Annotated in this window: 11 protein-coding genes and 1 pseudogene; 5 read left to right on the forward strand and 7 right to left on the reverse strand. The window is 68.1% G+C overall.

What is annotated here, in order from left to right; genetic code table 11:
- Positions 1–121 precede the first annotated feature (121 nt).
- Entirely contained in the window at positions 122–985 is an 864-nt protein-coding gene (locus ACFV4K_RS12815; RefSeq protein WP_379274500.1) for a Bax inhibitor-1/YccA family protein, read from the forward strand.
- Positions 986–1,080: 95 nt separating this feature from the next.
- Here the strand turns inward: ACFV4K_RS12815 and ACFV4K_RS12820 are convergent, their stop codons facing one another.
- The 3 genes from ACFV4K_RS12820 to ACFV4K_RS12830 form a co-directional block, all read right to left on the reverse strand.
- Positions 1,081–1,419 (reverse strand): DUF1330 domain-containing protein, encoded by a 339-nt coding sequence (locus ACFV4K_RS12820; RefSeq protein WP_379274502.1) that lies wholly within the window; start codon positions 1,417–1,419, stop codon positions 1,081–1,083.
- Positions 1,420–1,577: 158 nt separating this feature from the next.
- Positions 1,578–2,795, reverse strand: coding sequence for an acetyl-CoA C-acetyltransferase (locus ACFV4K_RS12825; protein WP_379274503.1), 1,218 nt, complete (start codon positions 2,793–2,795; stop codon positions 1,578–1,580).
- Positions 2,796–2,911: 116 nt separating this feature from the next.
- Positions 2,912–3,376, reverse strand: a complete 465-nt coding sequence (locus ACFV4K_RS12830; RefSeq protein ID WP_379274516.1) for a hypothetical protein — start codon at positions 3,374–3,376, stop codon at positions 2,912–2,914.
- Positions 3,377–3,457: 81 nt separating this feature from the next.
- On the opposite strand from ACFV4K_RS12830, the gene ACFV4K_RS12835 reads away from it, so the two are divergent.
- Entirely contained in the window at positions 3,458–4,846 is a 1,389-nt protein-coding gene (locus ACFV4K_RS12835) for a cystathionine beta-synthase (protein WP_379274504.1), read from the forward strand.
- A gap of 192 nt (positions 4,847–5,038) precedes the next feature.
- Here ACFV4K_RS12835 and ACFV4K_RS12840 read toward each other — a convergent pair.
- Together ACFV4K_RS12840 and ACFV4K_RS12845 are read right to left on the reverse strand one after the other, a co-directional pair.
- Positions 5,039–5,194 (reverse strand): annotated as a pseudogene (locus tag ACFV4K_RS12840) (HDIG domain-containing metalloprotein); the annotation flags it as partial.
- A gap of 74 nt (positions 5,195–5,268) precedes the next feature.
- On the reverse strand, positions 5,269–5,415 hold the full coding sequence (locus tag ACFV4K_RS12845; protein WP_379274506.1) for a hypothetical protein: 147 nt from the start codon (positions 5,413–5,415) through the stop codon (positions 5,269–5,271).
- Between the two features lie 686 nt (positions 5,416–6,101).
- On the opposite strand from ACFV4K_RS12845, the gene ACFV4K_RS12850 reads away from it, so the two are divergent.
- Positions 6,102–6,743, forward strand: coding sequence for a transglycosylase SLT domain-containing protein (locus ACFV4K_RS12850; protein ID WP_379274508.1), 642 nt, complete (start codon positions 6,102–6,104; stop codon positions 6,741–6,743).
- Positions 6,744–6,941: 198 nt separating this feature from the next.
- Entirely contained in the window at positions 6,942–8,171 is a 1,230-nt protein-coding gene (locus ACFV4K_RS12855; protein ID WP_379274509.1) for a hypothetical protein, read from the forward strand.
- 57 nt (positions 8,172–8,228) lie between these two features.
- On the opposite strand, the gene ACFV4K_RS12860 is transcribed toward ACFV4K_RS12855, so the two are convergent.
- Together ACFV4K_RS12860 and ACFV4K_RS12865 are read right to left on the reverse strand one after the other, a co-directional pair.
- Entirely contained in the window at positions 8,229–8,576 is a 348-nt protein-coding gene (locus ACFV4K_RS12860; RefSeq protein ID WP_379274511.1) for a DUF6401 family natural product biosynthesis protein, read from the reverse strand.
- 74 nt (positions 8,577–8,650) lie between these two features.
- Positions 8,651–9,826, reverse strand: a complete 1,176-nt coding sequence (locus ACFV4K_RS12865) for an acyl-CoA dehydrogenase family protein (RefSeq protein ID WP_379274512.1) — start codon at positions 9,824–9,826, stop codon at positions 8,651–8,653.
- A gap of 95 nt (positions 9,827–9,921) precedes the next feature.
- Here ACFV4K_RS12865 and ACFV4K_RS12870 point away from each other — a divergent pair, with 95 nt between their 5' ends.
- Positions 9,922–11,067: a cystathionine gamma-synthase gene (locus ACFV4K_RS12870; protein WP_379274514.1), complete on the forward strand. Its 1,146-nt coding sequence runs from the start codon at positions 9,922–9,924 to the stop codon at positions 11,065–11,067.
- The last annotated feature ends 163 nt before the right edge of the window (positions 11,068–11,230 follow it).

Raw genomic sequence — 11,230 nt, forward strand, 5'->3', positions numbered from 1 at the left:
AAAGTCCGTTTAGTCTGATCTGGTGGGGTTCGGGAACTCCCGGCCCCCACCACGCGTTGGACGACTAGCTTCACTGGCCACGACCGACGTGAGCCGCGACTCCAGAAAGGGACGCACGGAAATGCGCTCCACATCCAACCCGGTCTTCCGGAACTTGCAGCCGCAGCAGGGCGGCTATGCCGGCTTCGGCTCGGCGCCTGGAGCCGGACAGTTCGCCAGCAACCCCTACGGTCAGCAGCCGCCGCAGTACCCGGGCGGGTACCAGCAGCCCTACCAGCCGGCCGTGCCCACCACCCGTCCGATGACCATCGACGATGTCGTCCAGAAGACCGGCATCACCCTCGGCGTGGTCACCCTGACGGCGATCCTGTCCTACGCGCTCACCTCGGCCAACCACGGCCTCGCCATGCTGTTCCTGCTGGCCGGCGGTCTCGGCGGCTTCGCGCTCGCCATGATCATGACCTTCGGCCGCAAGCAGGACAACCCGGCGCTGGTGCTCGGCTACGCGGCGCTGGAAGGCCTGCTGCTGGGCTCGTTCTCGTTCCTGTTCACCAATGTGCAGATCGGCGGCGTCGGCGGCTCGGGCCTGATCGCACAGGCGGTCCTCGGCACCTTCGGCGTGTTCTTCGGCATGCTCGTGGTCTACAAGACCGGCGCGATCCGGGTCACCCCGCGCTTCACTCGCATGATCGTCGGCGCCATGATCGGCATCCTGGTGCTCATGCTCGGCAATCTGGTCGCCGGCTTCTTCACCTCGGGCGGCTTCGGCCTGCGTGACGGCGGCCCGCTGGCCATCGTCTTCAGCCTCGTGGTCATCGGTGTCGCGGCCTTCAGCTTCCTGCTGGACTTCGACGCCGCCGACCAGCTCATCCGGGCCCAGGCTCCGGAGAAGGCGGCCTGGGGCGTGGCGTTCGGCCTGACCGTCACCCTGGTCTGGCTGTACCTCGAGATCCTGCGCCTGCTCAGCTACTTCCAGGACCGCTAGTCCGGAAGGGCTGACGGACAGCTGAATACGCGAGTGGGCGGGCATCGGGAATCCGGTGCCCGCCCACTGCTGTGTAGCCAAGCCCGAGAACAGCTTCACTCGTTGGTCACCACCTCCTTCAGCACGTCGGTGGCGACGTGATCCGCGCCGCAGTGGTCGGCGAGGATCGCGATGCTGGAGCAGTTCCGCACGCGCAGCGGCAGGATCGCCTGATAGGCGTCCGACTCGTACCAGTCGAGAACGGCCTGGTGGTCGGGGAATTCGATGACGATGGCGATCGCGTCGGCCGGGCCCTCGATGACCCGCTGGGTGCCGCCGTGGACGATGAACCTGCCGCCGAACGCTTCCAGCGTGGAGTCGATGCGCTCCAGGTATTCCACGATCTCGGCGTTGAGGTCCACGTCCCACAGATTGGCGATGGCGTAACCGGGCATTTCGAGCTCCTCGATCGGATTGCTGTGTTGCCCTTGATGTTTCCGCCTACGCGGAACGAAGTCGATTACCTGCCGGGTAATGCCGCCGGTCCCGGCCCGGGAAAACGAAACGGGCCGCCCGACCGTGAGGTCGAGCGGCCCGCGTCAGTGCCGAGTGATCAGCTCAGGCGCTCGATGATCATCGCCATACCCTGGCCGCCACCGACACACATGGTCTCCAGACCGAACTGCTTGTCGTGGGTCTGCAGGTTGTTGATGAGGGTCGCGGTGATGCGGGCGCCGGTCATACCGAACGGGTGGCCGAGGGCGATGGCGCCACCGGACACGTTCAGCTTGTCCTCGTCCATGTTCAGCTCGCGAGCCGAACCCAGGACCTGAACGGCGAAGGCCTCGTTGATCTCGTACAGGTCGAGGTCGTTGATGGTCATGTTCGCGTTCTTCAGGGTGTTGCGCACGGCCTCGATCGGGCCCAGGCCCATGACCTCGGGGGACAGGCCGGAGACGCCGGTGGCCACGACGCGGGCCAGCGGGGTCAGGCCGAGGGCCTTGGCCTTGGCGTCGGACATGACGACCAGCGCCGCCGCACCGTCGTTCAGCGGGCAGGCGTTACCGGCGGTGATGGTGCCGTTCTCGCGGAAGACCGGCTTCAGCTGCGAGATCTTCTCGTAGGAGGTGCCGGCGCGCGGGCCGTCGTCGGTGGTGACGACGGTGCCGTCGGGCAGGGTCACCGGGGTGATCTCACGCTCGAAGAAACCGGCCTTGATGGCCTCCTCGGCGCGGTTCTGCGAACGCACGCCCCAGTGGTCCTGGTCCTCGCGGGAGATGCCGGTGAAGGTGGCGACGTTCTCGGCGGTCTCACCCATGGCGATGTAGACGTCCGGGAGCAGGCCCTCGGCGCGCGGGTCGGTCCAGGTGGCGTTGGAGGCCTTGGTCGCCTGGGTGCGGGCCTCGGCGTCGGCGAAGCGCGGGTTGTGGCTGTCCGGCCAGCCGTCCGCGGTGCCCTTCGGGAAGTTGGAGACGGTCTCGACACCGGCCGAGATGAACACGTCGCCCTCGCCCGCCTTGATGGCGTGGAACGCCATGCGGGTGGTCATCAGCGAGGAGGAGCAGTAGCGGTTGACGGTGACGCCCGGCAGGGTGTCGTAGCCGAGCTGCACGGCGACCGAGCGCGCGATGTTGAAACCGGCGTAACCGGCGGGCTGGCCGCAGCCCAGCAGCAGGTCGTTCACATCGTTGACGTCCAGGCCCGGCACCTTGTCCAGGGCGGCCTGCACCATCTGCGCGGCCAGATCGTCCGGTCGCATGCTCACCAGAGAACCCTTGCCGGCGCGGCCGATCGGCGAGCGGGCGTACGAAACGATGACGGCCTCAGCCATGAGGACTCCTTTTTTGCTGGGGTGATCCTCTTCGAATTTACGACGGGTGTGTTGAGCGTCCTACATCCGGTATGCCCGTATCCCATCCACTGGTCTGTGGGATATCGCTCACTCGGTCAGGCGGGCACGTCGAAAGCGCTGTGGGACGGGATGTTCGCCATGTCGGTGTAGACGGTGACGACGATGTGGCCGGGCCCGGTGTCCTGGAACAACGCGTAGTGCTCGCTGCCGTAGAAGCCGGCGAGGACGGGAACTCGATATTCGCCGGCGGCGCCGGTGTTCATGTTGCGCCAGGCGACGGTGGCGGTGGTCTCACACATCGGAGAGAAGGAGAACTCGCCCGGATCGAACCCGGCGACCGGCAGCGCCTGCACGTTCAAGATCGCCCGGCCCGGCCACTGCGGGCTGGTGTCCGCCCAGGATCGGATATTGCCGCCGCACAGCATCGCATCGTGATACATGCTCGGGACCTGCGGAAACTCGATGGTTCCGGCGTGGGCGGGAGCGGCGGAGATGATCATGGTCGTGCTGCCGAGAACGGTCAGCAGGGAGGCGGCGGCCAAGCTCGTCGGCATCCTCATGGGGCGATGGTAATTTCCGGCAAGCGTGATATCGCCGACGTGCGCGAAGGCCCGCATCTCCTTTCTGCAACGATGATGGGTATGCGCATCGCTAACCATGTCGTCGATCTGATCGGAAACACCCCGCTCGTCCGGTTGAACTCCGTGGTGGGGCCGAACTCGGGACTGGTGGCGGCGAAGGTCGAGTACCTCAACCCGGGCGGCAGCTCGAAGGACCGCATCGCCGTCAAGATGATCGACGCCGCCGAGAAGGCCGGGCTGCTGAAGCCCGGCGGCACGATCGTCGAACCGACCTCCGGCAATACCGGTGTGGGCCTGGCCCTGGTCGCGCAGCAGCGCGGCTACAAGACCGTGTTCGTCTGCCCGGACAAGGTCAGCGAGGACAAGCGCAACGTGCTGCGCGCCTACGGCGCCGAGGTCGTGGTCTGCCCGACCGCGGTCGCGCCGGAGGACCCGGACAGCTACTACAACGTCTCCGACCGCCTGGTCCGGGAGATCCCGGGCGCCTGGAAGCCGGACCAGTACTCCAACCCGGGCGGCCCGGAGTCGCACTACGAGACCACCGGTCCCGAGATCTGGCGCGACACCGAGGGCAAGATCACCCACTTCGTGGCGGGCGTCGGCACCGGCGGCACCATCACCGGCACCGGCCGGTACCTCAAGGAGATCTCCGGCGGCAAGGTCAAGATCGTCGGCGCGGACCCGGAGGGCTCGGTCTACTCCGGCGGCACCGGCCGCCCGTACCTGGTCGAGGGTGTCGGTGAGGACTTCTGGCCGACCGCCTACGACCCGGCCATCCCGGACGAGATCATCGCCGTCTCCGACGCCGACTCCTTCGAGATGACCCGCCGCCTGGCCCGCGAGGAGGGCCTGCTGGTCGGCGGCTCCTGCGGTATGGCCGTGGTCGCGGCGCTCAAGGTCGCCGAGCGCGATCCGGACGCCGTGGTGGTCGTGCTGCTGCCGGACGGCGGCCGCGGCTACCTGTCGAAGATCTTCAACGACCAGTGGATGAGCTCCTACGGCTTCCTGCGCTCGCGCCTGGACGGCACCGCCAGCGAGGTGCACGTGGGCGACGTGCTGCGCGGCAAGTCCGGCGAGCTGCCGGACCTGGTGCACACCCACCCGCAGGAGACCCTGCGCGACGCCATCGAGATCCTGCGCGAGTACGGCGTCTCGCAGATGCCCGTCGTCGGCGCGGAGCCGCCGGTGATGGCGGGCGAGGTCGCCGGCTCGGTCACCGAGCGCGATCTGCTCTCGGCCGTGTTCGAGGGCCGCGCAAAGCTGACCGACCCGGTCTCCATGCACATGAGCCCGGCCTTCCCGCTGATCGGCGCGGGCGAGCTGGTCTCGGCCGCGACCAAGCTGCTCGAGAGCACCGACGCCCTGATGGTGGTCGAGGACGGCAAGCCGGTCGGCGTCATCACCCGCCACGACCTGCTGGGCTTCCTGAGCACCGACGCGCTGGTCTAGCCGACCGCGAAGTCTTACCGCCCGCCGGAACCGTGAAGGTCCCGGCGGGCGGTTCGGCTTCTGCTCGACCGGTGATGCGGCTTGCCGGTGAATTATGGCGCGGGACAAGCGGATCCACCCGTGCGGCCGAATCCTTTCCCAGTCGCCGGGGTCGACCGGGCCGGGTTGATCCCAGATCGAACTGGAGACGGCCACGCGGCCGAGGTCGTGCAGCAGGGCGGCGGCGCGCAGGCTCGCCCGATCGGCGGCGGCCAGGCCCGCGAGTTCGGCTGCGGCGTCGGCGAGTTCGGCCACGTGTGCCGAATGTCCCAGCAGGTAACGGCCTTTCAGATCCACCACGATGGACATGGGCCGGCACAGATGATCGCGGTCCTGCGGCCGGATCACGGTGGGCAGCCCGGGTTCGGCGCTCACCACAGCGGTCAGCAGGTCCGGTTGGTCCAGTACGCCCCACACGCGTCCGGGTCGGCGGCGAACACCGCCACCAGGTCGGGATCCAGGTGCCCGCCCGCGCGGCGGCGCAGCTCGGCCAGGCTCGCCGCCCGGTCGCGGCCGCGGCGGGCGGGCACGGCCTGTTCGGCCAGGTGCAGGATGCGGCCCGGCGGCGAGAGCTGCTCCCCGCGCGGCGCCGATCGGGCGCGCCGAGGCGGTACATCGTTGCGGGGTCTTTATCGGCCGTGAGAATTGTGACGTGTGTGATTTGAGATAACTTCTGTGATTTGCTGAACCGTTACCAAAGGCATCCGAAACGCCGGTAAAACGCCGCGAAATATGCCAAATGTCGGTATATCGCGATCGGGGGCGAAATTGTTCTGTGATCTGAAGCACTTAGTGGTTTCAATTGAATGACCAGGTCAACGCATGTATTAATGCAGGTCCCGGACGTGCGCCTGAGGTTAGTTCACCTTTCGTTCACCTTTGATTCAAGCTGTGTTCACTACACGCAACCAAGCTGTGACCTTGTCGGAAACAGACCGCAAGTCTGGATGGCGCAAGGAGATGTGAACACACATGCGGAACGTGATCACCACATCGGTGCGCTGAGGCCCACGGCCGGGAGGCCGTCGCCCTCGCTGCAGCCCTCTAGGTAGGGCACCAACTCAATTGACCCGTAACGGGTTTCACAACAGCATCCACAACAGCCCGCAGTGTGCAGGTGAGCGTCGGTAGACGCCCGCGTGACCAAGCGCTGCCATTTCAGGCCCGCGAGCCCGAAACCGAACAGGAATCCAAATTCGCCATGCCCAAGAATGTTATGTCTGCTCTCAGTGACCCTGCCAAACGTAGCAAGGTAGTTGCCACCGCTCGGACGGCCGGTGCCGCCACTCTCGCCCTCGGCGTGTTCGGCTCCATCTTCACCGCCGCCGGCGCCGCCAACGGTGATGTCGAGCCCGCTGCGCTGAAGCAGACCCTGGCCGCCGCCACCGCGCCCGCCGCGACCGTCAAGTTCGCGTCGGCCGGCGAGCACCAGGCCGCCGCTCCGGCCCCGGCCCCCATGCCGGCCCCGCTGCCCGAAGCGGCCCCCGCGCCCGCGCCCGCTCCCGAGCCGGCCCCGGCCCCCGCGCCGCCGGTCTACGCCGACAACCTGGACGGCTGGATCCGCCAGGCGCTGGACATCATGGCCCAGCGCGGCATCCCCGGCAGCTACGACGGCATCTTCCGCAACATCATCCGGGAGTCCAGCGGCAACCCGCAGGCGATCAACCTGTACGACTCGAACGCAGCCATGGGCATCCCGTCCAAGGGCCTGCTGCAGGTGATCGACCCGACCTTCGCCGCCTACCACGTCGACGGCACCCCCTTCGACGTCTGGGATCCGGTCGCCAATATCGTCGCCGCCTGCAATTACGCGGCGCACCGCTACGGCTCGATGGACAACGTCAACAGCGCGTACTGATCCACCGCTCCGGCGTTCGACGACACCGCGATGGCCCGCCCGATGAGGGGCGGGCCATTCGTCGTTTTCGGGCGGCTGTCCGATCCGATTGGGCAACACTTTCGCAAACAGCCGGATCCGAGGATCGACTCGGCGTATAACGGCCCCGTGGAGCAGTTCCGGCAACCCGGCCGGAACAGATAGCGAAGGGACGGGGTCATGCACACCTCGAGTTCGGCTATCGATATCCAGATCGGGCGAGGGCTCTCCGACGCGTGGAGTTCCATCGCCACCTGGGTGCCCAAATTCGTCGGGTTCCTGGTCATCCTGCTCATCGGCTGGTTCGTGGCGAAACTCGTGGCCCGGCTGGTGACCCGAATCCTGCACCGAGTCGGCTTCGATCGCCTGGTCGAACGCGGTGGCATCAAGGACATGCTCGCCCGCGGCAGCTACGACGCCACCGGCATCATCGCCAAGCTGGCGTACTACGCGGTCCTGTTGATCACTGTGCAACTCGGCTTCGGCGTCTTCGGCCCGAATCCGGTGAGCACCATGCTGAATGCGGTCGTGGCCTGGCTGCCGCGACTGGCCGTCGGCATCATCATCGTCTGCATCGCCGGCGCCATCGCCCGCGTCGTCCAGGACATGGTGTCGAACATGCTGAGCGGCCTCGACTACGGCCGCATGCTGGGACGCATTGCGGCCGTGTTCATCTGGGGCATCGGCATCATCGCCGCGCTCAATCAGATCGGCGTCGGCACCTCGGTCACCATGCCGATCCTCATCACCGTCCTGGCCACCGTGGGCGGCATCCTCGTCGTCGGTGTCGGCGGCGGACTGATCCGGCCCATGCAGCAGCGCTGGTCGGGCTGGCTGGACACCATCGAGGGCGAGATGCCCGAGGTGAAGGGCCACGCCCAGGCGTATCAGCGCGGCCGCGAGGACGCCGCGCGCCAGCGTCAGGCCCAGCAGGAGGCGATGGCCGCGCAACGGGCCGCCATGGCGCAGCAGCCGACCATGGCGGGTCAGGGCATGGGCCAGATGCCTCCGGGTAAATGGGCCGAACCCGGCAGTGGCGCAATGGGTTACGGGCCGCAGGGGTATCAGCAGCAGGGCGGATACGGGCAGGGCGGCGGCCAGATGCCTCCGCAACAGCCGGGTCAGATGCCCCAGCCGCAGCCCGGGCAGATGCCTCCGCCGCAGCCCGGTCAGATGCCTCCGCAACAGACCGGTCAGATGCCTCCGCAACAGACCGGTCAGATGCCTCCGCAACAGACCGGTCAGATGCCAGCACCCGGAACCGGCCGGATGCCGTCACCGCAGAGTGGCCAGATGCCATCGCAATCCGGCCAGACGCCGCAGAACGATCAACCGACGCCCCCGGCGCAGCGCCCCAATCGGGGCGGCCGGCTACCGCGGCACGGCGACCAGGATCGCGGCGACATGTAACCGACGCTCTTTCGGGGTCAGGGAGCTCTCAGCGGCTCCCTGATCTCGTTTCGGGGTTCAGGAGGCGCGAGCGAGGGAGCAGACGGCGGCCAGGCGGAGGTGCAGCCAGTCGGCGTCCTGCCAGTCCAGCGGAGAGCGCGGGAGCGCGGCGTGTTCGACCTCGCGGAGGTCCTCGAGGATGCCGCGGGCGTACCCGGCGAGCAGCACGCTGACGGGGACCAGGCCGGAGTTCTCGACGCCCAGGTCGAGGATGTCGCGGACGGCGGCGGCGTGCTGGTCGATGACCGCGCTGACGCCGGGGAAGACCGCCGCGGCTTCCAGGGCGGGGGCTCCGTGGGTACGCTGCAGTCGATTCAGGGTTTTACGCGCCGAGACGACGAGCAGAGCGGAGCCGGGCACAAACACCCGGCGATGCTAGCAACCCACCCGCGGCCCTGGGATCGAGTGTGATATATCACGCATTCGTCCGGAAGTCCCGCTCAGCGGAAGGCTTTCGAGCCGGTCAGCGCCTCGCCCAGCACCAGCTGGTGCACCTCCGCGGTGCCCTCGTAGGTGAGCACGGATTCCAGGTTGTTGGCGTGCCGCAGCACCGGGTACTCGAGGGTGATGCCGTTCGCGCCCAGGATGGTCCGGCATTCGCGCGCGATCTGGATGGCCTCCCGGGTGCTGTTCAGCTTGCCCGCGCTGATCTGCTCATTGGAGATCACGTGCCGGTCCTTGAGCCGCCCGAGGTGCACGGCCAGCAGTTCGCCCTTGCCGAGTTCGAGCGCCATGTCGGCGAGCTTGGCCTGGGTGAGCTGGTAGGCGGCGAGGGGCTTGTCGAAAACCTCGCGGGTGCGTGAGTATTCGATCGCGGCGGACAGGCAGTCGCGGGCCGCGCCGAGCGCGCCGAAGATGATCCCGAACCGCGCCTCCGACAGGCAGCCCAGCGGCGCCGCCAAGCCCCGAGCCTCGGGCAGCTGCGCGTCGGCGGGCAGCCGGACGCCGTCGAGGGAGAGTTCCGCGGTGATCGAAGCCCGCAGGGACAGTTTGTGTTTCATCTCCCGGGCGCTGAATCCCGGTGTGTCCGTGGGCACCACGAAGCCGCGGATCACGTCCCGTTCGCCCTCGCGCGATTGCGCCCACACGATGGCGACATCGGCCACCGACCCGTTGGTGATCCACATCTTCGAGCCGTCGAGGATCCAGTCGTCCCCGTCGCGTCGCGCCCGCGTCCGCATGCCGCCCGGATTGGATCCGAAGTCGGGTTCGGTGAGCCCGAAGCAGCCGATCACCCGCCCGGCCGCCATCTCCGGCAGCCACCGCAGCTTCTGTTCCTCGGACCCGTACTTGTGGATGGCGGTCATGGCCAGCGAGCCCTGCACCGACACCATGCTGCGCACCCCGGAGTCGACGGCCTCCAGCTCCAGGCAGGCCAGCCCGTACGCCGTCGCCGAGGTGCCCGCGCACCCGTATCCCTCCAGGTGCATCCCCAGCAGCCCGAGCTTGCCCAGCTCCGGAGCCAGCTCCCGCGCCGGGAAGGTCCCCTCCTCGAACCATTCGGTCACCCGCGGCCGCAACCGTTCCGCCGCGAACGCGCGCACCGTCTCGCGAATGGCGCGTTCCTCGTCACTGAGCAGGGAGTCGATGGCGAACAGCTCGTCTACGGTGACCATGCGCCCACGATAGGACCGCCCGCGTGACGCCCACAACGCCGCGCCGATACCGACCCGGGGACGGGGCGGACCGGCCGCGTCCTTAGGCTGTTCGCATGAGCGATCAGCTGGGTTTCTCCACACGGGCGGTGCACGCCGGGTTCGATCCGGACCCTCAGACCGGTGCGGTGAACGTGCCGATCTACGCGAGTTCGACCTTCGCCCAGGACGGGGTCGGCGGCATGCGCGGCGGCTACGAGTACGCGCGCACCGGCAACCCGACCCGGACCGCGCTGGAGGCCAACCTGGCCGCGCTCGAATCCGGCACCTACGGGCGGGCCTTCGCCTCCGGTATGGCGGCCACCGACTGCGCGATCCGGGCCAACCTGCGCCCCGGCGACCACATGGTGATCCCGAACGACGCCTACGGCGGCACCTTCCGGCTCATCGACAAGGTGTTCACCCAGTGGGGCATCGAGTACTCGGTCGCGCCGATCTCGGACGTGGACGCCGTGGCCGCGGCCATGCGCCCCAACACCAAGCTGGTGTGGGTGGAGACCCCCACCAACCCGCTGCTGAACGTCGGTGACATCGCGGCGCTGGCCGAGGTCGCCCACGCGGGCGGCGCGAAGCTGGTCGTGGACAACACCTTCGCCTCCCCGTACCTGCAGCAGCCGCTGCTGCTGGGCGCGGACATCGTGCTGCACTCGACCACCAAGTACCTGGGCGGCCACTCCGACGTGGTCGGCGGGGCGCTCATCACCAACGACCAGGAGCTGGACACCAAGTTCGCGTTCCTGCAGAACGGCGCGGGCGCGGTCCCCGGCCCGATGGACGCCTTCCTCACCCTGCGCGGCATCAAGACCCTGGCCCTGCGCATGGACCGGCACTGCGACAACGCCGAGACCATCGCCGAGTTCCTGGCCAACCACCCCAAGATCGCCCAGGTCATCTACCCCGGCCTGCCCGAGCACCCGGGCCACACCGTCGCGCAGAAGCAGATGCGCCGCTTCGGCGGCATGATCTCGGTGCGTGTGCACGGTGGCAAGGAAGCGGCGCTGGAGTTCTGCTCCAAGACCAAGATCTTCACCCTGGCCGAGTCCCTCGGCGGCGTGGAATCGCTGATCGAGCACCCGGGCGCCATGACCCACGCCTCCACCGAGGGCTCCGCCCTCGAGGTCCCGGCCGACCTGGTCCGCCTCTCGGTGGGCATCGAGGACATCAGCGACCTGCTCTCGGACATCGAGCAGGCCCTGGCTTGACCGCCTCTCCGCGCCTTTAGCGGGCGGCCGGGTGCCGTGGCCGATCCCGCACCCGTGCCGCCTGTCGGGAGCCGAACCGATCCTGGGCGTACCCGGTGAGTTACCCCCAAGGTTGCGAGATCAGTCGGCAGATTCCAAAAGCGAAGCGCCGCACCGGGATCCC

It is taken from the genome of Nocardia sp. NPDC059764 (assembly GCF_042732555.1).
Lineage (GTDB): Bacteria > Actinomycetota > Actinomycetes > Mycobacteriales > Mycobacteriaceae > Nocardia.

Coding starts and splice junctions, on each gene's coding strand:
- ACFV4K_RS12835 (WP_379274504.1), top strand. CDS start 3,458: ATGCGCATCGCTAACCATGTCGTCGATCTGATCGGAAACACCCCGCTC.
- ACFV4K_RS12850 (WP_379274508.1), top strand. CDS start 6,102: ATGTCTGCTCTCAGTGACCCTGCCAAACGTAGCAAGGTAGTTGCCACC.
- ACFV4K_RS12830 (WP_379274516.1), bottom strand. CDS start 3,376: ATGAGGATGCCGACGAGCTTGGCCGCCGCCTCCCTGCTGACCGTTCTC.
- ACFV4K_RS12820 (WP_379274502.1), bottom strand. CDS start 1,419: ATGCCCGGTTACGCCATCGCCAATCTGTGGGACGTGGACCTCAACGCC.
- ACFV4K_RS12870 (WP_379274514.1), top strand. CDS start 9,922: ATGAGCGATCAGCTGGGTTTCTCCACACGGGCGGTGCACGCCGGGTTC.
- ACFV4K_RS12815 (WP_379274500.1), top strand. CDS start 122: ATGCGCTCCACATCCAACCCGGTCTTCCGGAACTTGCAGCCGCAGCAG.
- ACFV4K_RS12855 (WP_379274509.1), top strand. CDS start 6,942: ATGCACACCTCGAGTTCGGCTATCGATATCCAGATCGGGCGAGGGCTC.
- ACFV4K_RS12825 (WP_379274503.1), bottom strand. CDS start 2,795: ATGGCTGAGGCCGTCATCGTTTCGTACGCCCGCTCGCCGATCGGCCGC.
- ACFV4K_RS12865 (WP_379274512.1), bottom strand. CDS start 9,826: ATGGTCACCGTAGACGAGCTGTTCGCCATCGACTCCCTGCTCAGTGAC.